Genomic DNA, 26,172 nt, shown 5'->3' on the forward strand with positions numbered 1-26,172 from the left:
CGAAGCGACCATGTCCAGCCGGTGCCGTTGCGGGAAGGCCTGAGCTGTGAGAGACGTCGTTTTCACGCGTAGCAGCGGCTGGATCCCGAACGTGATCCGCGAGGACGGCGAGCTGAAGCTGATGCTCGCCGCCGGGGCCGACGCCAACCATGAGCCCCGCACGTTCACGTTCCCGATCGGGGAAGCCCATCTCGCGGTGATCCGGGAGGACCTGGCCCGACACCTGCTGCTGTGGAGTGCGCTCCTTCCGCTGTGCGACGCCGCCGGGACCCGGGGCCGGCTCGACGAGGAGGCCGCCGTCGCGCTCCTCGACCCGGTCCTGCTCTCCTCGCCCGCGGACGCCGACGCGCTCTTCCGACGCATCCGGTGGGACAGGAGCCGGCTCGTCGCCCACGGCGCCGACATCGCTCTACTTGAGCGCGGTCAGGTCTGCGAGGCGATGCGCGCGGCGACGGAGGGGTCGAATGAGAAACGTGCACAGGAGTATCACGCCGACCGCCGTCGCGCCGAGCGCGGAGTAGTCCTCGGGCCACTCGACGCCGCGATCCTGCGGTACACGGGCCAGTACCTGCATGGCGCGACGATTCCAAGGCGGATACCCGATGCCGTCGACCCCGCGCTGCTCCCCCAGGTCATGCGTGTGATCGCCACCGCCGAGCAGGCATGCGCCGGGATGCGGATCGGCCTCGATTCGCGGCGGGGACACCGGGCCACGGACAAGCGCGACTGGGACCGGATGGCGGCGACGGTCGACGCGGCCGTGCGCCGCGCGTACCCCGAACTCGTCGAGGACGCCGTGCGTACGGTGAGCTTCCTGATGTGCTCGGAGGCTGCGGACCGCTCCAGGAGCACCCCGGCGGAAGACGACGAGGAGGCTACCGACGACCACGCCGGCCTCGGTGCGAGTGCGAGAAAGACGGCCCTGTCGTTCACCGATGACAAGGGCGGCGAGAAGAAGTGGCTACGGGACGGTCCCCGCACTGCCTCCGCCGAGTTCTGGGAGTTCGTCGCCGATCGCTCTGCCGCGGACAACGAGGTGTTCACCATCGAGGACGAGGAGATGGGCGAGGGGATCCAGCTGCACTTCTACGCGGACTCCACCGCCCGGATCACGACGGTGCGACACGGGGAAGCCGGATCGGATCCGCAGTACCAGGTCGAGTACAGCCTGGTCGACGGGATCGGCGGGTACCGGAACCTGGTGAACGCCTTCGTCCGCGGCGGCTGCGCCGCACTCGAACAGCACGGTCCCTGGATGTCGGATGTCGCCGAGTTCGAGCGCGCGCGTCGTCGCCGCGACGCCCGGTAGCCCCGGAGGGAACCCGTGACGACCTCAGCGTCAAGGTGCAGCGGTTCGGCCTAACCCGCCAAGAGCGGATCGCCTCGATCGTGCGTGCAATGGCGAAGTACCTACGCGACCACCAGGCCACGCTGGCTCAGCTTCGCTCGGAGCCCACCTCGAGTGCGAGGTCGTCCTCATCCCGAACGCGGGTCACCATCCCTGGCTGGAAGCACCGGACCAGTTCACCGCGGCGTTCCGCACAGCAGTCGCGACGCAAACCCGCAAGCGTTCCTGACGAACACCGAAATATCAGCGATGGCTCGGATAGTCGTTCATCCGTGCCGCTGCGGGAGCGTGTCGGGCGAGGATCTTCGCCACGGCCACGGACGCACCGTGCGGAATGTCGCCGCTCGCGCATCGGTGCACGTACGCGTTCGGGGCCGCCGCTAGCTGGCGCCCGTCTGTGACCGTGCGGACAGCCGGAAACGCGTTTCTCCGATTGGCGTTGGCTGCGTAGGATCTCCGGCGATCGAGGGGGATGAAACGGTGGGCGATTTCCAGCAGTTCGTGACGGATGTGACTTCGCGCCTGTCCACGATGTCCAGAGGTGAGTTGTACGCCGTCGGCGACGGTCTCGACCGGGACTCTCTCTGGCTCACCTTTCTCGATTCCTTCCCCGCCGGCACCAATCTGCGGTTCCGTGAGCGATCCGAGTACGACTGCTCGACCTGCCGCGGTTTCATCAAGCACTTCGGCAACGTCGTCGAGATTCACGACGGGCGGGTCCGTACCGTCTGGTCCGGGGTGTCGGCATCCGACCCGGTCTTCTCCGTCGTCGCCGCCGCTCTGGACGAGTTCGTTCTTTCGCTGCCGTTGTCCACCATCTTCCGGTCCACTCAGGCGCAGTACGGGACGAAGACCACCCGAACGCTGCGCGACGGCCAGGTCGAAGTGTGGCACCACCTGCACGGCCGGGTGGAGAAGCGGCATCGCATCGAGGACGTCGGCGCGGCACAGGGCAACTTTGACGCCGCGGTGCAGGTCTTCCAGCGTGGCCTGGCCGAGCTGACCCGGCACGCTCTGGACACCGTCGTCGACCTCGTCGACGACAACGCCCTCTACCGCGGCGCGGAGCATCGCCGGGCGGTGACCGAATTCCGCTCGCTGCAGAACCGGTGGACCCAGGCGACCGACCGACGTGCCTTCGTCTTCGCCAACGCCATGAACCCGGCGGCCCGGTTCCGCAACACGGTGATCGGCACCCTCGTCCAGGATCTCTCCGCGGGCGTCGACCTGGAGCAGGCGGTCCGGTCGTTCGAGGCGAAGGTGGCGCCGCAGAATTACCAGCGGCCCACCGCGTTGATCACCCCGGGCATGGTCAAGGCCGCCATGAGGACCATTGCCGAGCTGGGTATCGAGGAGTCGTTGCAGCGACGGTTCGCCCGGCTGTCCGACGTGTCGGTCACCAACGTGCTGTGGGTCGACAACGACGCCCAGGCACGGATGAAGGACGGCATCGAAGGGCTGCTCATGCAGGCGGCCACCACCCGGTCGTCAGGTGCGCTCCTACGCGACGCCAAGCCGGAGGAGATTCCCGTGGTCTCCTTCATGAAGGACATCCTGCCCGGCGCCGCCACCATCGACCTGTGGGTCGCCAACACCTACGAGCCGCACCTCGTCAGCCTCACCACCGGCCGGCGCCCGGCTGCTCCGCGGTTGTTCAAGTGGGACAACGATTTCGGCTGGTCGTACGGCGGCAACGTCACCGACTCGATCAGGGAGAAGGTCAAGCGGGCCGGCGGCAACGTCACCGGCAAGCTGCGGGTGAGCCTGTCCTGGTTCAACCACGACGACCTGGACCTGCACGTGTACGAACCCAACGGCGACCACATCTGGTACCAGGAGAAGCGCAACAAGCTGGACGTCGACATGAACGCCGGCGGGACGCTCTCCCGCGAGCCGGTGGAGAACGTCACCTGGACCGACCGTGTCCCCGACGGTGAGTACCGGATCGAGGTGAACCAGTACCGCAAGCGGGACAGCGCCCAGGTCGGCTTCGTGATCGAGACCGAGAGCAACGGCAAGATCGAGCATTACAGCCACGAGCGCGCGGTCGGCCACAAGGAGACCGTCGAGGTGGGCCGGATGACGGTTGCCAGCGGGGTGATCAGCGCTTTCCGGCCGGGTAAGGACGTGCAGCCGGGCAGTGCGGGCAAGGAGTTGTGGGGCATCACCACCGAACAGTTCGTACCGGTGTCCACCATCATGTACTCGCCGAACTACTTCGACGACAACGAGGTCGGCAACCGGCACTACTTCTTCATTCTGAAGGGGTGCGTGAACGACCAGCCGACGCGGGGGATCTACAACGAGTTCCTCCGCAGCGACCTGCAACCGCACCGCAAGGTGTTCGAGGTTCTCGGCGACCGCACCAAGTGCGAGCCGTCTCCGGATCAGCTTTCCGGCCTCGGCTTCAGCTCCACGGTCCGCAGCTCTGTGGTCGCCAAGGTGACCATGACCGGCGGCCGGCGCCGCCTCATCAGCATCCAGTTCTGATTCCCTACCCAGATATTCCAGAGAGGCTGCCGTGACCATTTTCGAGAAGGCCACACGGGAGAAGTTCCGCTATCCGTCGGCCAAGGGTCTGCTGACCACGGAACAGCTGTGGGAGCTTCCGCTGACCGCCAAGTCCGGCTTCAGCCTCGATGATGTGGCCAAGGCGGTCAACGCCGAGCTCAAGGCCGTCGACACCGAGTCGTTCGTGGCCACCGAGGCCAATCCGGCCAAGGCAACCTTGGAGACCAAGCTGGAGGTCGTCAAGCACGTCATCGCCGTCCGCCTCACGGAGGCCCAGGCGGCGAAGGCGGCGGCGGCCAAGAAGCTGGAGAAGGAGAAGCTGCTGGCGGTCCTGGCCCGCAAGCAGGACGCGGTCCTGGAAAACCTGACCGAGGCAGACCTACTGGCCCGAATCAACAACCTGTAGCCCGCCGACAATCAGCGTCTGCCAGCGGACCCGCACATCGCCGAGAAGTACGGTCGCCATGCAGGACCTGTGCGGCCAGGCCGGCGCTCGCGGCCACTTCTCGGCGAACTCACATCGGTACAACAGCGACCCCGACGCCCTCTCATCGGCTAGATCCGGTCCCGTCAGCTGGCGGTGCACCAGCTCTCCGAGCATCTGACTGGGAGGGCACTCGGCGTCGTTGCGATCCTCGCCCGGCCCGGAGACCGGGCGCCAGGGTCGGGCTGGACAGGTTGCGATCTCCCAGCACGGCTGCGTGCCGGGACCGATGTCGCGACGCGGAGGCAGCGCTGCGGCGGCGATGACTTGTCGTCCGGACTCAGCGGGCCGTGTGGGGCGGCTGTGCCGATCGGCTCGGGGCTGGCGCGCTGTCGAGCAGGGCGCCCAGTGCGACGGCGGACTCGTCGGTCAGGCGGTAGACGCCCTGGAGGCTGACGGAGCGTTCGAGACGGCCGTCGACGACGTACTTCAGGGTGCGCTGGTCACCGCGCCGGTTGCGCCAGGTCAGCGTGCCGAGCAGGTCGCCGGGAACGGTGATGTCGAAGCGGATCGGGGTGGCCTCGACATGCACCGGGACCGCTCCGCACCCGTCCGCACCGAGCATCGCCCAGGCGTCGTGGCCCGGGTGGGCCGGGTCCCGCCAGGTCACCGGGGCGCTGCCGCAGCAGTCGCGCCGCTGCTTGTCGACGACGCGGAGGCGGCTCACCACGTGCAGCACGCACCGGTTGACGTGCAGCGCGAAGACGGAGTCGCCGACCCCGACGCTGGTCCAACTGGGCAGGGACTGGTGCACCCCGCTGAACGCCACCGGAGGCCGCTCGCCGACCCGGTGCCTGCGCAGCTCCCGGCAGACGTCCTGGGTCCACAGCGCGGTGAAGGCAGCCGACATGGCCGTGATCGTAGGAGCCCCGACCGACAGTTCCGGCCGTGACGCCATCGGCCGCAAGCGGACCCCGCGCCCGTCCCCGCACTGTGGACAGAGTTGTCACCGTCGCCTGTTACCTTCGCACCTCCCCGACGCGGAAGGGTTGCCGCAGTGGAACGCACCACGGCCTACACCGACTCCTGGTACCGACAGCACGACCCGGTCGAGCGGGAGGATGGCCGCCGGCTGACGAACCAGCACTGGGTACGCGTGGCGGCGGTGTGGCTGCTGGCAATGTGGTCGCCGGAGCAGGCTGCCGGCTGGTCGTCGACGGTGGTGTCCGGGCGGACCAGGTCCCGCCGGGATCAGCAGTGGCCAAAGCCGCCGCCGTTGACGGAGATCGCGGACGCCGCCGACCTTCCGGAGGTCACCGGCGCGACGGTGCTGACCAGTCGGGTGTCGGTCGGGCCGGGACGGTCGTACGAGCCGGTGCGCACCGACGAGGAGGTGGCGACCGAACTCGTCAGCCTGATCTCGGCCGTGGTGGGGGCACCCGACCGGCGCGCGGAAGTGCTGGTGCGGTTCCTCGCCGACGAGCTGGCCGGCCCGTACGCTGATCTGCTCCGGCTGACCACCGACAGCGAGCGGCCGGACGAGCCGGACCGGCCGGCGCCGCTGCACCTGCTGCACCGCGACTTCGACGGCAGCACCCTGCGGGTCTCGCTGCATCCGGCTCCGGAAGTTCGACAGCCGCCGGTCAGCGACTCCGATGGCGCCGACGCCGCCCTGCGGACCCGGCTGGCCTGCATCATGACGTTGCTGAGCGACCTGCTCTGGGTCAACAACAACAGCCCGGTCACCTTCCGGTTCCGGATCGGCCGGCTCGACCCCGGGAACGGCGATCCGGTGGCCGCCGCAGCCCGCTGGTGGATCGCGAACCGCGAGGACGCGGACGAACACGACGAGGAGGCGTTCCGGCCCGTACCGGCCGCCGACCTGCGTGCCGGTCTCCGCAATCTGGTACGCATGCACCTGAGCGAGCTGTTCGACGGGAGCTGGGACGGCATCGACGAGTTCCCGGAGCTGCCGGCCGACCACCTCGCGACGTTCCTGGGCGACGACCTGATCGATCTCGTCCTGGCCCGGATGGGTGCCGGCGTCCACATCGGCTACGCCGGCCTGCTGCCGACGACCTGGCCACCCGACGACGAGGACTTCGAGGAGGATCCACAGACCACTGTGCTGCTGGTCGACCGGCACGAGGTCGCGGTCCTGGAGGTCGACATGACCTGCTGAACCGGTCACGCGGGCGAGCCGGACGCCGAGCGGGTCGGTGGGACGATCGCCCGGCAGCCGCGACCGGAGTACGGGGTCCGGTCGCGGCTGCCGGGCGACAGCGTCAGCGCTGCGGCAGTGGCCTGACCAGGGTCGGTGCGCCCGGCGCCGGGACGACCGCCGGCACCCGGGCGGCGGTGGCGGTCCGCGCCGCGACGGCGCTCTCACCGACCAGTGCCGTGTTCAGGAACCTGCCGACCGCCTCGCCGATCGGGTCCGGCGTGCCGGGCAGCGCGTAGTGCGTCACGTTCTGGGCGAGGCTCACCTGCCGCCGACCGTCCGGCGTGTGCAGTGAGATGGCGCTGTGCCCGAAGACCAGGCCGTCGTGCCCCCAGACGTCGCCGGTGGGCCAGGTCATCCGGTAGAGGCCGAGCCCGTAGCCGCCGGCCGCCGGCTGGGCCGGGTCGAACGGCACGGTGGTCTTCATCGCGGCCAGTTGAGCCGGGCGGAGCAGCCGGCCACCGAGCAGCGCCCGGAAGAAGGTGTTCAGGTCGGCCATGGTCGACACGAGCGCCCCGGCCGTCCAGGCCCAGGACATGTTGCTGACGCTGAAATCGCGCAGCTCGCCCTCGTACCACGGGACGTAGCCCCTGCTGTGCGGGCCGGCGATCCGGGGACGCACGCCGGAGAAGTACGTGTGCCGCAGCCCGAGCGGCCGGAGGATCCGCCGGTGCACCTCGTCGGTGGCGGACCGGCGGGTGACCCGCTCGATGATCAGCCCGGCCAGGATGTAGTTGGTGTTCGAGTAGGAGAAGGCCGCGCCCGGTGCCCCGGTCGACGGCTGACCGAGGCCGGCCCGGACGAGTTGACGCGGCGTGAACGTGGTGGACCGGTGCCGCTCGATGTCCTCCGGGGTGGCGAAGATGACGTGGTCGTAGTCGCTGATCCCGCTGGTGTGGTCGAGCAGCATCCGGACGGTCACCCCGGCGACCGCGAACTCCGGAAGGTACCGGCCGATCGGGGCGTCCAGCGCGATCCGGCGCTCGCCGACGAGTTGCAGCAGCGTCGCCGCCACGAAGGTCTTGGTGATGCTGCCGACCCGGTGCTGGAACCCGGGCAGCACCGGTCGACCGGTCGTCACGTCGGCCACCCCGTTGGCACCACGCCACCGGTCCCGTCCGTCGCGCGCCTCGGCGAACACACCGGGCATGCCGGCCTCGGTGATCGCGCGCAGGTCGGCGGTGAGCGCCGCGTCCGGCAGCGACCCGGCGGGCGGACGGCCGGCCGCGAGTGCCGGGCCGGCACCGGCCAGCAGGGGCGTCGCGAGCGCCGTACCGGTGGTGGCCATCAGGAAACTGCGGCGTGCCAGGTGCATGTCGCCTCCCGTGTGACGTGACTGCTGCTCATGGTGCCACCGGCCCTGAACCGGAAACGTCCGTCTGCGGGTCCATGTCGGCCTCCCCACCGGGAATGACCCGGGCTCCGACCCACGCGGGAGAATCCGTCCGACCAGCGACGGAGTGCACCGACGCCGATGCCCGACACGGTGCCGGTCCATGCGACCGCCGAAATTGTCCGTCGACAGAGCGTCCTGCTGAAGGCACAGCCGAAGTACATTCGTCCACAACCATCGATAGGATGACGCCATGACCGTTCGACGACTGCTACTGCACACGACGGCGGCCTGCCTCGCCGCGACCGCACTGACCGCCCTCGTGCCGGCCGGGACGGCGCAGGCGGCCTGCACGACGAGCAGCTTCACCGTCGTCTGGGACTACGCGGGCATGTACACCGCCCCCAACGAGTCGACCCTGTACGGCACCCGCCGCTACGGACAGGTCGTCACCGGCCCCACCGGCAACACCGCCAACGGCTGGACGCTCACCTACGACTACTGGAACGGCATGGCACTCTGGGCCTACATGAAGGACGCCGCGTTGCAGTACCGCGGCTGCGCCTGAAGCGCAACCGACGGGCCGGTCAGCACAGGCACGCAGATGGCTCGCTCGCGCGCCGGGCATCACGCCCTGCGCCCCTGCGGGTTTCCGCCCCGCATGACTTCGATACGAGCCTGATCTTGGCGTTCTCGGTGGCGGGGCAGTCCCCACCATGAAGGTCCGGGCGTCGTGCGCAGGATGACACGCCACCCACCGAGGGGTCGCCCAGGGCGGGCCCCGGCCGGGCACGCAGCGGTGGGCCCCGAGCGTGGGTAAGTAGTGATGTCGGCAAAACTACTGACGACGCCCCGCACCGGCCGCCGGAAGAATCTCTGCCATCCCGGCGTGCCCGGGCCTCATCCCACCTCGAAGGGAGGTGACCACATGCCGATCGAACGAGAAGACGACGAGTTCGAGCTCGACGATCTCGACCTCAGCGGCCTGACCGTGACGGTCATGCGCGACACCGTCGCGATCCCCGAGACCGGGGCGTCCCGGATCAGCGCGTGCCTGGCGTCCTGCTCCTGCTCCATCGTTCCGGACGAGCCGATGCTGTAGCCGCCGCGGAGCGCGAACCGCGCTGCCTGAGTGACGAGGCGACTGTCGCCGGGCCCGGCGACAGTCGCCTTTCAATCCCGGACTCCTTCCGACGACCCCAGCCGTTCCGCAACCGGTGAGGCGAGCAGATGTCGACCAGTTCCTGGCAACTCCGCCCCACCGTGCAGGCGACCCGGATCGACGGCGGGCTGCACCTGCGGTCCTGGGACACCAGCCTCACCCTGGACGGCGCGCCACAGCTGTGGCGGCTCTGGCAACTGCTCACCCGGCGCCTCGCGTCCGGCCGGACCACAGCCGACCTGCGCGACCTGTCGCCACGCCCGCCCGTCGCCCTCGCCCTGTACCGGCTGGCCGACCTGCTCCGGGAACACGACCTGCTGGTCCGGGTGCCGGAGCACTGGGCCGGCACCGGGTACGCCCGTGCCCCCGCCGACGCCTGCGGACCGGCCCCGGTGCCTCCCCCCGCCGTCGCCACCTGGCTGGCCTCGGTCGCCACCGACCCCGCCGCGTCCTGGACCGGCATCGGCCGGGAACCGGTGACCGTCACGGGAGCGGGCCCCGCTGCCACCGCCGCGATCGAGGCGTTGACCGCCGCCGGAGCCCGGGTCCGGCGGGCCGCGACCCGCATCGACCCACCGCGCGACGCCGGACGCGTCACCCTCGCCGCCAGCGACGGGCGTGCCGTGGTGACCGGGGCCAGCGCCACGATCGGCTACGTCACCCCCGTCGGACTGGGCCCGCAGCTGCGGGCCCAGTCCAGCCTGATCGCCGAGCGGCTCGGGCTTGGCAGCGCGGCGACGGCCCCTGGCGACCCGGTTTCCGTGGTGGCCGGCGCCTGCGCCGCGCACCGGCTCCTCGGCGCGCTCGCCGAGCTGACCGACCCGACCGAGCCGACGGCGCTCGTCGTGCGGAGCGACCCGCTGCGCGCCACCGCCCACCCGTGGCCGCCCGGCGTACGGTCACCGGCGGTCGACGCCCCCGACCGGCGGGACGACGCCGTCCACGCGGGCCTACCCACCTCCCTCACGGACCCGGAACTCGGTGTGTTGCCGCCGGTGGAGCTCGACGATCTGCCACAACTGCCGGTGGGACTGGCCCGGTGCCGGGTCGGCGGTGTTCCCGGCCCGGCCGGTGGGACGCTCGTCACCGGGCACGGTCCGGATACCTCCACGGCGCGGTTGCACGCCACGCTGGCAGCGGTGGAGCTGCTCAGCGTGTCCACCGGAGGGGCCGCCGTGCTGGCCTGCGGGGTGGATCGCAGCCATGCCGAGGGAGTGCTGCTGCGCCGCCTCGCCCGCCGTTCGGTGGCCTCGGCCGGCGTCACGTCAGGCGAGGCTGTCCCCCCGTCGGCGTTCGACGCGCCGGCAGCCCGCCGCTGGTGGCGTACGCTGACCCGCCGCCTCGGCGTCCCGGCGACCGTGCACGTCCGCCGGCTCGCCCCCGGGGCGCAGCTGGCCGTCGTGTGCGGCCCGGACACGACGGACCCCGGTGGGTGGATGGAGCTCGGCTGGGCGATCGAGGCTACGGCCCACGACGCGGTCGCCTTCGCCGCTCTCGCCGCGGTCGCCACGGTCGGCTGGCGTGCACACCGGCCCGGTCCGCCGTACTCGCACGGCCCCTGTGGAGCGTCGCCACGGGTGAGCCGCTCGACCGCGCCCGTGCCCGACGGGTCCGAACGGGAGGCCGCCCTCCGGCGGTCACTGCGGACCCTCGTCGGCGCCCCCGCGGAGCCGATCGTGGTGACGCCGCCGGCTCCGCTGGCCGCCGCCCTGCGTACGGTCGGGCTCGTCGTCCTGCGGGCCGGCGATGACCGGTGACCCCCGGTTGCCCGGGGACGACCTGGACGGACCCCGGCAGCCGGACCCCGACCTGGCCGGCCAGCTCGCCGAGGCGCTGAGGGGGGCGGGGTCGCCGTACCCGGTGCTGGCCGAGGACGACGGGTGGGCCGGCTCCGGCCCGGCGGTGGTGGTGTCGACCCGGTGGAGTCCGGCGCTGCTGAGCCGGCTGGCCGACCGGGGAACCGGGGCCGGCGGCACCGTCCTGCCCGTCCGGTTCGACGGCGGTACGGCGCTGGTGGGTCCGCTGGTCGGCGCGGACAGTGCCACCTGCCTGCGCTGCCTGGAGGCCGCCAGGCTGGCGGCGCCGGGCGGCCGGACGCCGCACGGTGATTCCGAGCTGCGGCTCGGCGGTCGGCCGGCGCCGGCCCTGCTGCCCGTGCTCGCCGCGGTGGTCCGGTCGGCGTTGGCCGAGCCGCAGTCCGCCGCCGCGCGGCTCTGGGTCGTTCCGCCCGACGGGAGCGTGTCCGCCCATCCGGTGGCGCCGGTGGGGGTTCGCTGCGAAGGATGCCTCAGCCGGCAGCCCCCGGCTCCACCGGGGACGCCGCTCACCGGCAGCGGTCAGCCGCCGGCCGACCCGGTGCGGCTGCGCCGGCCGAACCCGGCGACCGACCTGGCGGGACTTCGCCGGGCACTGCTGGAGCCACGGCTGGGCCACGTCGTTCAGCTGCACCGGCACGAGGGGTACGGACTGCCGGTCACCAGGGCGGTGGTCGCCGGTCCGGCGGTCACCGTGACGGGCTTCGGCCGGGCGACGACCGCCGCGGAGGCTGACCGGTTGGCGCTCTTCGAAGCGGTGGAACGGCTGGCCGGGTACGCCCCCCACGGGCCCGCCGCCCGGCAGTGGGCGTCCTTCGCGGAGCTGGGGCCGGAGCGCGCCGTCGATCCCGCGGCCCTCGGATTGCCCGACCTGCCCAGCGCCCACCACATCCCGTACGCCCCCGACGTGCCGACGTGGTGGGTGCCGGGGTGGTCGCCCAGCCGGGCGACGTCCGTGGCGGTGCCGGAGCACGCGGCGTACTGGGGTGACCTCGGGCAGCGCCCGTCGGCGACCTTCCTGTCGGAGTCCTCCAACGGCTGCGGTCTCGGCAACAGCCTGGAGGAGGCGGCCCTGCACGGCCTGTTCGAGGTGATCGAACGGGACGCCTTCCTGATGGCCTGGTACGCCCGTACCCCACTGGTGGAGGTCGCGCTCCCCGACGAACTCGACCTGGTCGGGCACCTCGCCGACACTCTGGACCTGCTCGACTACGACCTACGGTTGTTCGACGCCACCACCGACCTGGCCGTGCCGGCGGTCGTCGCGCTGGCGCACCACCGGATGCCCGCTGTGGGGGCGCCGACGGCGTTCTTCGCGGCCGGCGCCCACCTGGATCCCCTCTCAGCGATCCACTCGGCCGTGGTGGAGCTGGTCGTCAACCTCCACGAGGTGCGCGACACGTGGCAGGGGGATTCGGCGCGGGCGGACCGCGACCGGCTACTGCCGATGCTCGACGATGCCGCGTTGGTCCGCCGGATGGACGACCACATGATGCTGCACTGCCTGCCGGAAGCACGGCCGCGCTACGAGTTCCTGCTCGGGGCCGGACGGACCCGGGCCTGGCGGGAGGTGTGGCCGGGACTGCCCCGTCCCGTCGAGGATCTCGCGGCCCTGTTCGGCGCGCTCTGCGCGGACCTGCACCACCGGGCCGGGGTGGAACCGATCGTCGTCGACCAGAGCATCCCCGAGCTGCGGCAGGCCCTCGGGTTGCACGCTGCCAAGGTGGTCGTCCCCGGCACCCTGCCGATGACGTTCGGTCACCTGAACCGGCGGACGCGGGGGCTGCCCCGGCTGCTGACTGTGCCGGCGGCGCTGGGCCGCCTGCCCGGGCGGCCCCGCCACGAGGACCTGGCGCTGCATCCGCATCCCTTCCCGTGAGCGTCCCCTCCCGGGCCCGGCCAGGGGGGTCGGGCCCGACGTGCGGGCCCGACCGCCAGGGGTCACCCGGCGGGCCGGCCGACCGGGAGCAGGTAGGCGAGAACCTCGTCGACCCCGTCGAGGAGGAGCAGTTCGTGGGCGATGTCGTCGTAGAACCCACCGACCATGCCCAGCCCGAGTCCCGTCGCCGCCGCCGTGAGGGCCAGGTTCTGGGCCAGGTGACCGGCCTCGAGCAGGCCGAAGCGCAGCGCCCGGAGGCCGTAGGTGGCCCGCAGCACGGGCAGGTCGACGTAGACCCCGAGCAGCGCCGGCAGCGCCGACAGGTCGATCCGTTCCTGGCTGGCCGGGGTGTCCGCCGACTGCGTCGCCGGTCCGGCCTTGAACCACATCGACGCGGTGGCCAGCTCGGCGTCGGTGGGCACCGGGCCGGTGGGCAGCAGGAGCCGGGACTCGGCGTCCACCTCGTACTGGTGGGCCGGGACGCCGGCCACGTCCCGGGCCAGCAGGCGCAGCCGGACCGCGTACTTGGCGCCGGCGCTCGGGTAAGGTCGGCGGACCCCGGGCCTGTCGGCCCGATCACTCGCCCCGCTGGCGGTCCACAACAGAGTGGCCAGGTGCGCGGCATCCAGCGGGCCGCAGAGCGTACCGCGTCCGCTGGCCCGCGCGGTGAGCGCGTCGCCGAGCGCGGCCGTCACGGGTGCGGCGGGGGGAAGTGCCAGAGGTGGGCCGGACCGTCGCCGGTCGCGTTGCCGCGTCCGGTCCGACGTCCGCGGCCGCTGCCCCTCGATCCGGCCCGGGGCGTAGCTGCTGGCCGCCAGGTACCGCCGGTCAGGGCTGGCGGTGCCGTCGGCGAAGAAGTCGGTGGGGCCGTCCGGCGCCAGTAAGGCGGCAGCGAGGAAGTGGTAGAGGGAGCGCTCCTCGTCGGGCATGATGCCCAACCGGTTGAGCAGCATGTGCAGTTGGGACGCCCACACCCCGGCCCACTGGTCGCCGCCGCCGGCAAGGCTCTCCAGTTGGGCGCGGGCGGCGCGCACCTGGGCGGCCCACCGGTCCCGGATCCGGGAGCCGTCCGCCGCGGAGGCGGTGATCTCGTGCCAGCGCCGTACCACCGAGCGGGCCTGCGTGGTGGCTGCGGCGAGCGCCGGCCCCTGCACAGTGCCCGCGGTCAGCGTGGTGCTCTCCGGGTGCCACCGCCAGGCGGTCGCGCTGCGGCGTAGCCATCGGGCCGCGGCGAGCATGTCCAGGTCGAGGGCGATCAGGGTGGCGAGGACCAGGTCGGTGGCCGCCACCATCCGCTGGCCGGGTCCCGGCGTACGCGCGACCACCTCGGCGGCGATCCGGCTGGAGGCGCCGAACACCGTCTCCGCCACCGGCAGCGCGGCCGGGCCGCCGTACCGCTCGGTCTCCGGCTCGTAGTCGACCTGCCGGGCCTGTGCGTGCCCCGGCCAGCCCGGACGGCCGGCGGTGCTGAGGTCGAGCAGCGGATGGTCGGCGGCCCGGGCCGCGGCCACCAACTGCTCCTGCCACCGGCGGTGCCCGTGCGCCTCGGCGCCCCGGGCCCGCACCCTCAGGTGGGGACCGTCGTCGAAGTAGCGGATGAAGAACCAGTCGGCGATCGTCCCGTCCCGACGTAGTCCCTCCATGAGCGGTGTGAGTGTGCCGGTGATGAAGTCATCGACGTGTTCCGCACTCCAGTGCAGATAGCAGTGCAGGCTGTGGAAGGAGCCCCGGCCAGGGTGGACGGGGGCGGCGGTCACGGGCATGGGAACTCCTCCGGACAGGTCGGAAGCCGGCGCGGCCGGACGACGTCGGCGGCGGCCGTCGACCGGGGCTCACCCATCGGTGCCCGTTCGGTACAGCTCGATCACGACCTCCGTCGCCGGCTGCCCGGGACGGGGGGCGGGCAGTGCCTCCTCCAGGACGACACCGTCCGGGTAGCGGGCCAGGGTCCGGGACAGGCAACGCAGGTGCAGCGCGCTCGCGAGGTCGACGTACTGGGAGCGGGGCTGTTCCAGGTAGGACATGAACGCCGTCAACCCCTTCGCGCCCTCGACGGCGGCGGCGCTGACGAAGACGTGCTCGGGCAGGCCGAGCAGGTGTCGCCAGCGCACGGCGGTACGTCCCACCTCAGCGGGCCGGGCGTCCAGCTCGGCCCGCCAGGCGGCGACGATGTCCGCGGAGAGCCGCCACTCCGCCCGGGAGAGGACCACCTCCCGGTACCGCAGCCGGGGCCGGCACCAGACCGGACCGACCGGGGTGCGGCGCAGCTGTCGGGCCGCCATGGCCCCGCCCGGTCCGACCGATCCCGTGCCCACGTCGGTGAGCATGCTGGTCAGGCGCTCGGGCAGCATGAGCGGCACCAGGAACCCGAGATAGACCACGTCCAACGGTTCACCGGTGGCGGTGACCACCAGGCGGACCTGATCGGTGGCGACGTCGTGGACCAGGTGCAGGTCGTCCGGGACCAGGGTTCCGTGGCGGCGGTCGTCGGCGATCTCGTCGCCGACGAGCAGCGGATGCAGGTTGCCATTGAACCCGTTGACCGGGCGGAGCTGGGCCACCCGGGCGCCGAGGTGGCGCCGGAGCTGGGCGGCGACGGCCGTTTCGGCCTCCGGGGGGAGCTGCCGCAGGAATCGGCTGGTGAACCGGCCCCAGCCGCCGTACACGTGATTGACACAGAACGACGCGCCGTCGTGGCAGGACTGTCCGAAGACCGCGTACGAGCCGGGTCGGCTGGTGAGCCAACGGGGCAGCCTGGGGGCGACGGCGTCGGGCAGCCCGTCGGGGACGGCCAGGTTTCCATCGTCGTCGGTCGTGACGGCGGCCACCAGGTCGGCCCGGAGCCGGGCCAGTTCGCGCAGCTCGTCACCGGGGGCGAGGTCGAGCGTCGGGTCCAGGGTGCCGTCGACGCCGACCAGGTGCGTCGCCTGCCAGACCGCACCGTACTCCTCGGCGAACTCCGTCGGCGACCCGCAGCGGCCGCCCACGCCGTAGCGGGCGACGAAGCGGTCCCGGGCCAGGCGGCGGACCACCGCGTGCTGGTCGAAGAGTTCGAAGAGCGGGGTCAGCGCGGCGAGGGTGCCCCGGTGGTCCCGGCCGTGGGCCCGGCCGAGGCCCACCGGGCGGACCAGGGTCACGTCCTCGGTGAGGGGCTGCGGACGACCCGTGCGGTCCGCGCCGAGCAGGGCGAAGGCCGCGTCCCAGCGGGAGCGTAGCCCGGCCAGGGCCGCCGGCCGTCCGGTCGCGTCGAGACCGGCGAACGCGGTGGTCCGGGCATCGATCTCGCGCAGCGACACGGCCACGTCGGCCAGGCCGATCCCGGCCAGCCAGTCGGCGACCGCGGCGAGGCCGTCGACGGCCTGCGGATCCACCGGGTACGCGGGGCGGAGCACGCCCTGTTCGACGAGCGCGTGCAGGTACGCCCGAGCCGCCGCGGACGCCTGCGACGCCGGACGGGGCAGCCGGGTGGCCAGTTCCGTCGCGAGCTGGTGCGGCGTCGCCACCCCGCCGGGCTCCAGCAGATCCAGCAGGTGCCGCAGCGCCCGGCTCAGCGGCAGCGTCAGCGCCTCCTCCCGTTGCACCCCGGGTGGCGCGTCGGGGGCCGGTGTCTGCCGACGCAGCCGGATCACCGCCCCGTCCACCCGCAGGCCGGGCGCCAGCGTGTGGGGCAGATCGCCGCGACGGTCGGGGTGCCGGAGCACAGCGTGGACGAGGGCGGACAGAGTGGCCCGGTCGGCGTTGGCGACCGCCACCACCTCCGGGGAGCCGGTCGGGTCCGGCACCGGCCCGTCCCAGCGGCCCCAGCCCACCCGGGTGAACCAGGACAGCGGCACGGTCCTGGTGGCCGCCCGCAGCGCGTACCGGAGCACGGTGGCCTCCGACTTGCGGGCCCGGTCGTCGGGTGCCGGGCCCTGCTCGGCCGCCCGGCGCAGCGCCCGCAGCAGGTCCACGCTGGTCAGCGCGACGGCCCGGGACAGTTCCTCGGCGCGGCACAGCTCGGCCAGGGCGACCCGGTCGGCGGCGAGCGCCGGCGCGAGAAGGGCGTCGAGTTCCGCGGTCTGCCGGTCGATGTCGTCGCGGAGGCCAAGCCAGGACGCCAGGCCGGGCAGGTGGTCGGTCCAGCCGGCCAGCCGGGTACGCGACGCCGCCGACGGGCTGCGCCCGTTGTGCACGTCGCGGCGCAGGGCCAGCAGCACCCGACGCTGGTCGGAAGCGGCCCGGACGACCCCCTCGTGCAGCACGTCGGCGAGCGCCGCGGCCATTCGCTCGGCGCGTGCGGTCAGCTCCAGCAGGCGGGCGGCGACGCCCCGGAACTCCTCGGTCACGGCCGACGGTTCCGGGAGGGTGACACCGGCGACCCGCACCATCGCGTACGGCGCCACCGTGACCTCGGGCGCTCGGGTGACGGGCCCGACCCGGCGTACGCCCGGCGCCGGCGTCCCGCCGACCGTGGTCCCGATCATCCTGTCTCCTCTCCCCCTGACCGCTTCCTGCTGGAGGACGGTGACGGCGTGTCCGCCGACACTCGCAGCCATGGCCGTGGGAGGCGTCCGCACAACTACGGATCCGGTTACGTACTCGGTGGCAGGTGCCGGCTGCGTAGCCGGTTGCGTACTTCTCCGGATGGTGCCGGGCGGCGGACCGCGGCTCTATCGGCCTCGACCAGCTCCGGACGGCGGCGGGCACGCTCGTCGCCCGGCTGACATCGACGGCCCGCCGTCTTTCTACCCCAGTGCCAGATCGACGGCAATCCTTCCTCCGCCGGGAAACTACACCTGGACCGATCAACTCGGGATCTGGCCGGATCGAAGAGTGCGGTGGGCTGTTGACTGTGAAGCGTCCGCCTTGTGTACTCGACATCCCCAAAGAGGATCTTCCCCCTAAGGATCCCTAATGCCAGGTAAACGGCCTTTTCTGAGCACGCTGGGGTTGCGGTCGCGCACCCGCAGCCACAGCCAGCGGCCGTCGCGCCACACCGTCCGATGATGCCCAGCCCGGCCGACCGGCTCGTACGAACTCGACGGAAATCCGGTCGGACGACCGGTCACCCGCTGCCCCGGACGGAATTCGCCGCACTCCGTCGTCAGCTCGACGACCTGCACACGGGAACCGGCGCAGCCGTCGCCCTCGCCGGAGAACCGGGCATCGGCAAGACCACGTTGATCTCCGCCCTCGCGGCGCAGGGCAGGGCGCACACCCTGACGGTGGTCGCCGCCAGCGGCCGGACGGGCACCGGTCCGCCGGTCGTGGTGGGAGCGGAACCCACCCTCGTCCTGCTCGACGACGTGCACCTGCTCGACACGGCGCACCGGGACCAGATGCAGCTGCTGATCGAACTGACCACCACCGCGCCGGTGCTGCTGGTCCTCGCCTACCGGGACCGACAACTGTCCCGTGGGGCGGCGGCGGTGCTGTCCCGGGCGGCCGCACGCGGCCAGCTCACCCAGCACCGACTAGGTCCACTGGACCTCGGCCAGACCCGCGAGCTGCTCGGTGACCGGCCGGACCTGACCCGGCTGCACGCCGAGGGTGACGGCAACCCGCTCTACCTGCAACTGCTGGCCGCCGCAGACGCGCAGGCCATGACCGACGCCCACCTGATCCTGCTCGGCGAGCTGGCCGAACTCGCCGACCGCGAACTGCGGGTCGCCCAGGCAGCCGCCGTGCTGCGTACCCCCGGTCCGGTGGAACTGCTCGCCGCGGTGGCCGGACTGGACGTCACGGAGACACTGTCCGCCCTGGACACCCTCACCGAGCTGGACCTGATGCGCCCGGTGCAGTTGCTGCCGCGCTTCGCGTTCCGGCACGACGTCGTCCGTCGGTTCGTCTACGCGCAGATCGGCCCCAGCCAACGCCTCGCCGCCCACCGGCGCGTGGAGACCGAACTGCTGGCTCGCGGCGCTCCGGTCACCCAGCGCGCCCACCACATCGCGCGGGCCCTCGACACGGGCCGTCCTGAACAGTTGCCCGTTCTGATCGACGCGGCGCGGAGCACCATGCACGACGCACCGGCCGATGCCCTGGAGTGGTTGGAGGCCGCGCTGCAGGTGCTGCCCGAGGGCGACGACCGCTGGTACGAAGCGCAGGTGCTGGCCCTGCGGGCCCAGTTGCTGCGCGGCGGTCGATGCGACGTGCAGCAACTGGTGCACACCTTCCTACCCCGGGCGATCCGCATACCTGGCGGGGACTTCTCCTCGACCATGGCGGTCGCCGTCCGGGTACGCCGGATCCAGGGCCGGCACGCCGAGGCGTCGGTTCTGATCCGGGAGGGGCTGGCCGCGCTGCGGGGCACCACCCATCCCTCCACTCCCTCCACGGCCGTGGCCATGCACACGGAACTGGCGGCACTCGCCCTCGACCGGCTCGATCAGGAAGCCGCCCGCCTGAACGCCCGCGAGGCCGCCACCATCGCCCGACAGCACGGGGACCGGCTCGGGGAGGCGGCCGCCGTCGCCCAGATGGCGATGGCGCACCTGCTCGCCGCGGACAGCGACGCCGCGGACCGGGCCGCCGACGTCGCGGCCGATCTGGTGGACACCACGCCGGACAGCAGCGTCGTCACCAACCTGCCGGCCCTCTACCTGGTGGGCGCGACGGAGGACGCCCTGCACCGGTTCACCGAGGCGCAACGGCACCTGTCCCGGGGTGCCGAGGAGGCCCGCCGAACCGGACAACGGTTCATCCTTCCCGCCATCCTGACCTCGCTGGGGGCGGTGGAGTTGCAACGTGGACTACTCGACCGGGCCGGCCGCACCCTGGAGGAAGCCGCGGAACTGCTCGAACCGGAAGGCACGTCGACGGCCCGGGCTTCGGTCGCCGCGCTTCTCGCGCTCGTACGGTACTGGCAGGACTCCGACCGAGAGGCCGCCGCGATGATCGCCCTGGGTGATCAGGCCCTCGCCCTGATCCGGGACCAGGGGCCGGCCGAGGATGCGATCGTGCCCTGCCTCCTGGCGGACCTGCTGATCAAGGTGGCGGAGCCGGAACGCGGGCGTCGGCTGATGCTCGACGCTCTCGGCGGCCCGGAGATGCCACGGATCGCCCCGCCGAACCGGTCCCGGTGGTACGAGGCGCTGTCCATGGCCGCGCTCCGGATGGGTGACAAGCGTGACGCGAGCCGGTGGGTCGACCTGGCCGAGGCCTCGGTGCGCAACCTCTCCGTCAGCCGTCAGGGCTTCCTGATGCGCGCCCGCATGCGGCTGTACGCCGCACGCGGGGAAACCAGCCCGGCGCTGGCCGACGCGGAGCAGGCAGTCGAATGCTTCGCCGGTCGCGGACTGGACCTGGACCTGTGCCGGACGATGGCGGCGGCGGGAACCGTGCTGGTCGACGCCGGCCGCACCGACGATGCCCGCGCCTGGCTCGGACGGGCCGCCGCGCTCGCCGAACAGTGCGGTTCGGCCCGTCTGGTCGATCGGGTCCGCCGACAGCAGAGCCGTCTCGCCCCCGACGCGTCAACCAGGGGTGGCGACCCGCTGGCCGTGCTGACCGAGCGTGAACGGCAGATCGCCGATCTGGTGAGCCGAGGTATGACCAGCGTGGAGGTCGCACACGGGCTCTTCCTGAGCGTCCGTACGGTCGACACCCACCTGGGCCGGATCTACCGCAAGCTCGGCGTGTCGAACCGGGCGAGCCTGGCCCGGACGATGCTCCGGTCGCACACGACGACGCCGGCCGGGGAACCTCGGTGAAGTGAGCGGTGCGTCGGCCGTCAGCGCCGCCCGGCGTACGCCTGGCAAGGGTGACGGACGCCCCCGGGTCGGCGCTCCCGGAGGTCGAAGAGCGCGGGCTCCGGTGGCCTCAGCCGACCCGGATGGCCCCGGCCGGGCAGAGATCGGCGGCGCGACGGACCCGCTCGCCGCTTCCCGCCGGCGGCGCGGCGGCCCGCAGCAGCACCAGCCCGTCGGAGTCGTCCTGCGCGAAGACCTCCGGTGCGGCGAGCACGCAGTTGCCCGACCCGCAGCAGGCGTCCCGGTCGACCTCCACCCGCACCGTCGCCTCCTCGCCGACGGGCCGGCCGCCGGCGGTCACCAGGTCACCGGCAGAGCGTCGAGTCCGAAGACGACCGAGCTGTCCCGGGTGCTCAACTCCTCGGGCGCCGCCGTCACCTGAAGGCCGGGAAAGCGGCGAGCCAGCGCCACCAGCGCGATACGCAGCTCGGCCCGGGCGAGAGGCTGCCCGATGCACTGGTGCACCCCGAACCCGAAGGCCACCTGCTGGTGCGCCTGCCGGTACGGATCGAACCGGTCGGGCTCGTCGAAGACGTCGGCGTCCCGGTTGGCCAGGGAGATCAGCACGACCGCGCCCTCACCGGCCCGGATCAGCCGACCACCGATCGTGACGTCCTCGGTGGCCACCCGGAGCAGGCCGGTCCGCACGATGCTCAGGTAGCGCAGCAACTCCTCCACCAGCTCCGCCGCCCGGTCGGGCTCGTCACGCAGGATCGCGTACTGCCCCGGGTCCCGGGTCAGCCGCAGGACGCTCAGCCCGATCATGTTGGCGGTGGTCTCGTGGCCGGCGATCAGCAGCAGCAGCGCCATTCCGACCAGTTCGTCCACGTCGAGCTCCCCCGGCTCGACCCGTTCCCGGATCAGCCGGCTGAGCAGGTCGTCCGTCCCTTCGGGCCGGGCCCGCTTGGCGTCGACGAGCGCGCGGATGTAGTCACGCAGCTCCTCGAAGTCGCGCTGGACCCGCGCCGGCGGCATCTCGCGGTCGAGCAGGGTGCGGCTGCGGGTCTGGAAGAAGTCGTGGTCGGCATAGGGGACGCCGAGCAGGTGACAGATCACCATGGACGGCAGCGGCAGGGCGAAGGACGACACCAGGTCGGCCGGAGGCCCGGCGGCAGCCAGGACGTCGAGCGCCTCGTCGACGGTGCGCTGGATCAGCGGCTCGATCCGGCGGACATTTTTGATCATGAATTCGGCGGTGAGCATCCTCCGCAGGCGGGAGTGCTCGCCGCCGTCCATCTGGATGAACGAGCCCCTGCCGTCCTCGGCCGCCTGCGGCGGCAGCGGGCGCAGCAACGGAAAGCCGGGGCGGCGGAAGTCGGAGCTGAAGGCGGGGTGGCGCAGCAGTTGGCGGACGTCGGCGTGCCGGGTGACCAGCCAGGCGGGAGCCCCGGTGGGCAGCCGCACCCGCCTCACCGGGCCGACGTAGCGGTCTCGTTCGGCCTCGTCCAACGGGGTGAACGGACCTCGGGTGGGATTTACCGGCGGCCAGAGGGGCAGTTCCGCCTCCACGACACCTGTCACATGGACCACCTCCGACGACAACAGCGGGTAGCCATATCGATGCGCTACGTTACCCACCGGCGAAGGTCGACACAATCCCCGTCACCCGACCGGTGCGGCGCCCACGACCGTCCCGCCGGGCCGGCGACCCGGCTCGGGCGACCGGGCGGCCGGCGGCGTCGCGCCGGATCCGCAGCCGGCGGTACGCGTGTAGTCCTGCGTCCCGAAGTAGAGCGCCAGGTTGCCGCTGAAGCACATCTTGATGTCGCTGCCGTTCAGGCGCGGCTAGGGCGTGTGTCGAAGTCCTCGGTCGAGCCGAGGCGGAGTCCAGGCGGCGTCCGGCAAGGCGGAGATCGGTCCGGATACCGGTGTCGTATCCGGACCGATCTCCAACGCCGCCGGGCGCTGCCTGGGCCCGCCGCAGGCCGGCCAGGGACTTCGACACACGCCCTAGTAGTGCAGGTGGTGGATGAGAGGGACCGAGTGGACAAGACGGCTGACGGGCCCGGCGGCCTCATCGCCCCTCTGTCGAGGACGACGACGGCTGACGACCAACCGCCAGGCGGGCCCAGACTCCAAGTCAGCTCGCACAGGGAACGGCCACGACGGGTTGTGCGTCGTGGCCGTTCAGTCATCTCCCTGCCGCGCACTGCCCGGCCCAGGTCAGCTCTCGAAGGCGTCCTTGACCTTCTCCTGCTCAAGGGGTCAGGTGGGCATCGGTGCGGGTGGGCTGTCGGTCGATGTCGGGTTCGAGGTAGATCGTGGTGGCGGTGGGTAGGGCCAGCCGGATCCGCGCCTCGGCGTCGTCGATGGTGGCGGCGACGTCGGCTCCCGGCTCGGCGGTGCCGACGGCGATCTTCGCCACGACGAGGAGTTCTTCCGGCCCGAGGTGCAGGGTGCGCAGGTGGATGACCCGGTCGACGCCGGGGGTGGACACCAGCTCGGTGTGGATCGCGGCGACCTGTTCGGGCAGGGCGGCCTCTCCGATGAGCAGGCTCTTGGTCTCGACGGCGAGGACGACGGCGATGGCGACGAGCAGGACACCGATGCACAGGGTGGCGATGCCGTCGAAGATGGCGTTGCCGGTGAGCACGCTGACGCCGACCCCGCACAGCGCGAAGATCAGGCCGAGCAGGGCTCCGGCGTCTTCGAGCAGGATCACTGGCAGTTCGGGGGCGCGGGCGTGGCGTACGAAGGAGACCCAGCCTCGGTTGCCGCGGACCTTGTTGGCCTCCTTGACGGCGGTGTACATGGCGTAGCTCTCCAGCGCGATCGCGATGACCAGTACGGCGACGGCGATCAGCGGTGCGGTCAGCTCGTGGGGATCACTGATCTTGTGGTAGCCCTCGTAGAGCGCATACAGGCCACCGAGCGTGAACAGGATGATCGCGACGATGAAGGCGTAGACGTAGCGTTCGCGGGCGTACCCGAACGGGTGCAGCGCCGACGGGGCGCGGCGGGCGCGTCTACCGCCGACCAGCAGCAACGCCTGGTTCGTGGAGTCCGCCACCGAGTGCACGCCCTCGGCGAGCATCGACGCCGACCCGGTGACCGCTGCGGCGACGAATTTGCTCACCGCGATGCCCAGGTTCGCGACCAGCGCTGTCACCACGGCCTTGGTGCTGCCCTCCGCCGCCATCAGTTGTTCCCTCTCGTCGTACGTCATGGGTGTGGGTGGTCCTTGTGCCAGCGGCGCGGCGGGGTGGTGCCGCAGGTGCCGGCAGCACGCCGCCGGCCCGCTTTGAGGGGCGAGCCGGCGGTACGGGCGGTGTGACGGTCAGTGGACGCGGCGGCGGCCGTAGGCGCCGGCGGCGACGGCCACGCCGATCGCGGCGAAGACGACCTGGATGGCCAGTTCGATCCAGTCGACGCCGGCGGTGTCGTCGACACCGAGTGCACCGGCGACGAGGGTGCCGAGAATCGCGGCGACCACACCGATGAGCAGCGTCAACCAGATGGGGATGGTCTGTTTGCCAGGTACGACCAGCCGACCGAGTGCGCCGATGATCAGGCCGATGATGATCGCGGTGAAGAAGCCGGTGACCTCCACGAGCCATCCCTCCAGAGCTGCTGTCGTCGGCTCCGATCATTGCCCTGCCCTGCGAGTGCCGAAACCGCCGTGAGTCGCCTTGGGAACGTGGCCGCGGTCAGCCAGCGAGCGGCCCCTTCCGCAGCGCCACCCCGGGTGGCGCCCGGCAGTCATGCTCGAAGACATGATCCGGTTTGTGCTCAACGTGCTGTGGCTCGTCTTCGGCGGGGGTCTCGTGCTCGCCGCTGGCTATGGCATCGCCGCGCTGATCTGCTTCGCTCTGGTCGTCACGAGCCCGTTCGGCGTCGCATCGCTACGCCTGGCCCTCTACTCCCTGTGGCCGTTCGGCCGCACCGTCGTGCCCAAGCCCGGCGCCGGGATCGCGTCAGGGCTGGCCAACGTCCTCTGGGTGGTGCTGGCCGGGTGGTGGTTGGCGCTGTCCCACATCCTCGCCGGCATCGCCCTCTGCGTCACGGTCATCGGCATCCCGTTCGGCATCGCCAACTTCAAACTCGTCCCCGCCGCACTCTGGCCCCTCGGCCGCGAAGTCATCGACGCACCATAGGGTGGCAGCCTGCCGGCCGAACCCCGTCGCCGACCTGTGGCTGGCCGCCTCCGCCGAGTTGGCCGCAGCGAACCGGGCTGCCTACCTGTCCGGCCACCGTCATGGATTGATGGCCTCTGAGGCGCACCGGGATCGGACGCGGACGCCGGCCGACCAGACCGGCACGACGATGAGCGTCGTCGATGTTGCCGGAGCGGTCCGGGTCGTGTTGCAATGGCTCACATCGCCGCAGCGCGGGGGCAACCGCGCTGGGAACGGCAGCACGGGAGCAGCAGCGCCGGCAGCGCGCCGGTCTGACCGGCCCTCGCGCGTCGCCTCGCCGGGCCGCCTCCACGTACGACGGGCACACCCCTGGGCAACCGTCCCTGCCGTACGTGTCCCACCACAGCCGACGCCCGAGATCCGACCGGCCGGAGGCATCCGGGCCGTCTGCCATGGCACCGGAAGCGGCGACCAGACAAGAGGTGAGCATGTTCTCCCGGCAGAGTTTCGCGGGATGGTACCGAAATCGATTCGTGTGGGTGGCGGCGATCCTGACCTTGACGGCCGGCGCGGTCGTACTGGCCAACTCGGCCGGACCGGAAGCCGAGCCGACGGATCTGCGGACACGGATCATGGTCCGAATGCGGAGCACGCTCGAGCAGGTGGACCCGGGGCAACACCACCACGCTGGACATGACGCACCGCACGCCGCCATCGAGGGCAGGGCGAGACCGGCGGTGGTCTGCGGGGTCCGCGTCTACGGTCACGAGCCGGCGGAAGCCACCGCCCTCGCCGACGTGCGGACGGTCTACGGCTTCCGCCTCTGCGGGATCGCCGAGCAGAAGCGTCCGTGGGACTGGGCCGTCAAGCTCGTCGGCCCGGTGATCATGGACATGTCCATCGAGCCCCCCGGCATTCGGGTGGTCGAGGCGAGCGCCGACGTCGCGTTCGTCGACCGGCTGCGCGAGATGTTCCCGCAGAAGTACGTGGAGCAGGCGCGCGAGGAGGCGCTGACCGGGCCGGAAATGGCAGACCTGCGTCGCCGGTACGACGCCGCAGCCGGGCTCTGACCGCGCCACGAGGACCGGAACCGGCGGCCGGGCCAGGCGAGCGATCCCGGGCCGGCGGGTGCGTCCGCACGGGCCGGTACGACCGGACGCGACGCGTCAGCCGTCGCCCAGCGACACCAGCAGCTCCTGCGGACGGTGGTCGGAGACGCCGCCCGCGTCGCCGAAGCGGTAGGAGTGCACCCGCACCGCCGACGAGGCGAGCGCCCAGTCGAGCCGCCACCACCGCGGCCAGCCGGCGGACTCCGCCCAGCCCGCCGGGTAGAGCGACGGCATCGCGTGACCGGCGCCGCGCAGGCCGTCGGGCAGCTTGCGCAGGTCACCCATCGCCGGGCTGGTGTTCAGGTCCCCGGCGAGCAACACCGGATGGGGGTTGGACCCCACGTCACGGGCCAGCGCCCGCCCTGCGGTTCCCACTGGGCGTGCTGCTCGCGCAGCACCCGGTAGAAGTCGCCGTCGAACGGGCCGCGCTCGGGCGATAGCTGCACGGGCAGATGCAGGTTGTCGCCGGCCGCCGCCGAGGTCCAGGTCGGTGCGGAGGTCTTGTAGCGCCACTGGTCGCCGGCTCCCGCCACCGCCGGCGGCAGGCCGGCCGGCCGGCCGGCTC

21 protein-coding genes are annotated in these 26,172 nt (G+C 72.1%); 11 read left to right on the forward strand and 10 right to left on the reverse strand.

Annotated features, from left to right (window positions below; translation table 11 throughout):
* Positions 1-46 precede the first annotated feature (46 nt).
* The 3 genes from RM555_RS08875 (at position 47) to RM555_RS08885 (ending at position 4,265) form a co-directional block, all read left to right on the forward strand.
* Positions 47-1,309 carry a DUF6357 family protein gene (locus RM555_RS08875; protein ID WP_311411281.1) on the forward strand — a complete coding sequence of 421 codons (1,263 nt, stop codon included), beginning with the start codon at positions 47-49 and terminating at the stop codon, positions 1,307-1,309.
* Positions 1,310-1,828: 519 nt separating this feature from the next.
* Entirely contained in the window at positions 1,829-3,838 is a 2,010-nt protein-coding gene (locus RM555_RS08880; protein ID WP_311411282.1) for a hypothetical protein, read from the forward strand.
* Between the two features lie 31 nt (positions 3,839-3,869).
* Positions 3,870-4,265: a hypothetical protein gene (locus RM555_RS08885; protein ID WP_311411283.1), complete on the forward strand. Its 396-nt coding sequence runs from the start codon at positions 3,870-3,872 to the stop codon at positions 4,263-4,265.
* A 358-nt stretch (positions 4,266-4,623) separates the two neighbouring features.
* On the opposite strand, the gene RM555_RS08890 is transcribed toward RM555_RS08885, so the two are convergent.
* A complete protein-coding gene (locus RM555_RS08890; protein WP_311411284.1) occupies positions 4,624-5,193 on the reverse strand; it encodes a hypothetical protein in 570 nt (189 codons plus the stop codon).
* A gap of 147 nt (positions 5,194-5,340) precedes the next feature.
* Here RM555_RS08890 and RM555_RS08895 point away from each other — a divergent pair, with 147 nt between their 5' ends.
* Positions 5,341-6,465, forward strand: coding sequence for a hypothetical protein (locus RM555_RS08895; protein ID WP_311411285.1), 1,125 nt, complete (start codon positions 5,341-5,343; stop codon positions 6,463-6,465).
* Between the two features lie 103 nt (positions 6,466-6,568).
* Here RM555_RS08895 and RM555_RS08900 read toward each other — a convergent pair whose 3' ends face one another.
* Positions 6,569-7,819, reverse strand: a complete 1,251-nt coding sequence (locus tag RM555_RS08900; protein ID WP_311411286.1) for a serine hydrolase domain-containing protein — start codon at positions 7,817-7,819, stop codon at positions 6,569-6,571.
* A gap of 271 nt (positions 7,820-8,090) precedes the next feature.
* Between RM555_RS08900 and RM555_RS08905 the strand changes: the two genes are divergently transcribed.
* From RM555_RS08905 to RM555_RS08920, 4 genes are all read left to right on the forward strand, one after another.
* Positions 8,091-8,405: a hypothetical protein gene (locus RM555_RS08905; RefSeq protein ID WP_311411287.1), complete on the forward strand. Its 315-nt coding sequence runs from the start codon at positions 8,091-8,093 to the stop codon at positions 8,403-8,405.
* Positions 8,406-8,765: 360 nt separating this feature from the next.
* Positions 8,766-8,939, forward strand: a complete 174-nt coding sequence (locus RM555_RS08910; RefSeq protein ID WP_311411288.1) for a thiazolylpeptide-type bacteriocin — start codon at positions 8,766-8,768, stop codon at positions 8,937-8,939.
* Between the two features lie 128 nt (positions 8,940-9,067).
* Positions 9,068-10,756 carry a hypothetical protein gene (locus RM555_RS08915; RefSeq protein ID WP_311411289.1) on the forward strand — a complete coding sequence of 563 codons (1,689 nt, stop codon included), beginning with the start codon at positions 9,068-9,070 and terminating at the stop codon, positions 10,754-10,756.
* On the forward strand, positions 10,746-12,692 hold the full coding sequence (locus RM555_RS08920; protein WP_311411290.1) for a TOMM precursor leader peptide-binding protein: 1,947 nt from the start codon (positions 10,746-10,748) through the stop codon (positions 12,690-12,692). Before RM555_RS08915 ends, RM555_RS08920 begins: the two co-directional genes overlap by 11 nt.
* 62 nt (positions 12,693-12,754) lie before the next feature.
* Here the strand turns inward: RM555_RS08920 and RM555_RS08925 are convergent, their stop codons facing one another.
* Together RM555_RS08925 and RM555_RS08930 are read right to left on the reverse strand one after the other, a co-directional pair.
* A complete protein-coding gene (locus RM555_RS08925; RefSeq protein ID WP_311411291.1) occupies positions 12,755-14,455 on the reverse strand; it encodes a thiopeptide-type bacteriocin biosynthesis protein in 1,701 nt (566 codons plus the stop codon).
* 69 nt (positions 14,456-14,524) lie between these two features.
* Positions 14,525-17,155 carry a lantibiotic dehydratase gene (locus tag RM555_RS08930; RefSeq protein WP_311411292.1) on the reverse strand — a complete coding sequence of 877 codons (2,631 nt, stop codon included), beginning with the start codon at positions 17,153-17,155 and terminating at the stop codon, positions 14,525-14,527.
* Between the two features lie 522 nt (positions 17,156-17,677).
* On the opposite strand from RM555_RS08930, the gene RM555_RS08935 reads away from it, so the two are divergent.
* Positions 17,678-20,383: a helix-turn-helix transcriptional regulator gene (locus tag RM555_RS08935; protein WP_311411293.1), complete on the forward strand. Its 2,706-nt coding sequence runs from the start codon at positions 17,678-17,680 to the stop codon at positions 20,381-20,383.
* Positions 20,384-20,492: 109 nt separating this feature from the next.
* Here the strand turns inward: RM555_RS08935 and RM555_RS08940 are convergent, their stop codons facing one another.
* From RM555_RS08940 to RM555_RS08960, 5 genes are all read right to left on the reverse strand, one after another.
* Complete coding sequence (locus RM555_RS08940) at positions 20,493-20,723, reverse strand: ferredoxin (RefSeq protein ID WP_311411294.1); 231 nt, start codon at positions 20,721-20,723, stop codon at positions 20,493-20,495.
* Positions 20,720-21,943, reverse strand: a complete 1,224-nt coding sequence (locus RM555_RS08945; protein ID WP_311411295.1) for a cytochrome P450 — start codon at positions 21,941-21,943, stop codon at positions 20,720-20,722. The genes RM555_RS08940 and RM555_RS08945 overlap by 4 nt, the downstream gene beginning before the upstream one ends.
* A gap of 81 nt (positions 21,944-22,024) precedes the next feature.
* The gene (locus RM555_RS08950; RefSeq protein ID WP_311411296.1) at positions 22,025-22,180 is read right to left on the reverse strand and encodes a hypothetical protein; all 156 of its coding nucleotides are present in this window, start codon (positions 22,178-22,180) and stop codon (positions 22,025-22,027) included.
* A gap of 439 nt (positions 22,181-22,619) precedes the next feature.
* A complete protein-coding gene (locus tag RM555_RS08955) occupies positions 22,620-23,561 on the reverse strand; it encodes a cation diffusion facilitator family transporter (RefSeq protein WP_311411368.1) in 942 nt (313 codons plus the stop codon).
* A gap of 138 nt (positions 23,562-23,699) precedes the next feature.
* Entirely contained in the window at positions 23,700-23,972 is a 273-nt protein-coding gene (locus RM555_RS08960; protein ID WP_311411297.1) for a GlsB/YeaQ/YmgE family stress response membrane protein, read from the reverse strand.
* A gap of 163 nt (positions 23,973-24,135) precedes the next feature.
* On the opposite strand from RM555_RS08960, the gene RM555_RS08965 reads away from it, so the two are divergent.
* The gene (locus RM555_RS08965) at positions 24,136-24,516 is read left to right on the forward strand and encodes a YccF domain-containing protein (protein WP_311411298.1); all 381 of its coding nucleotides are present in this window, start codon (positions 24,136-24,138) and stop codon (positions 24,514-24,516) included.
* 623 nt (positions 24,517-25,139) lie between these two features.
* On the forward strand, positions 25,140-25,568 hold the full coding sequence (locus RM555_RS08970) for a hypothetical protein (protein ID WP_311411299.1): 429 nt from the start codon (positions 25,140-25,142) through the stop codon (positions 25,566-25,568).
* 96 nt (positions 25,569-25,664) lie between these two features.
* Here RM555_RS08970 and RM555_RS08975 read toward each other — a convergent pair whose 3' ends face one another.
* Positions 25,665-26,120, reverse strand: coding sequence for an endonuclease/exonuclease/phosphatase family protein (locus tag RM555_RS08975; RefSeq protein WP_396888718.1), 456 nt, complete (start codon positions 26,118-26,120; stop codon positions 25,665-25,667).
* Positions 26,121-26,172: the final 52 nt, after the last annotated feature.

It is taken from the genome of Micromonospora reichwaldensis (assembly GCF_031845925.1).
GTDB classification, from domain to species: Bacteria; Actinomycetota; Actinomycetes; order Mycobacteriales; family Micromonosporaceae; genus Micromonospora; species Micromonospora reichwaldensis.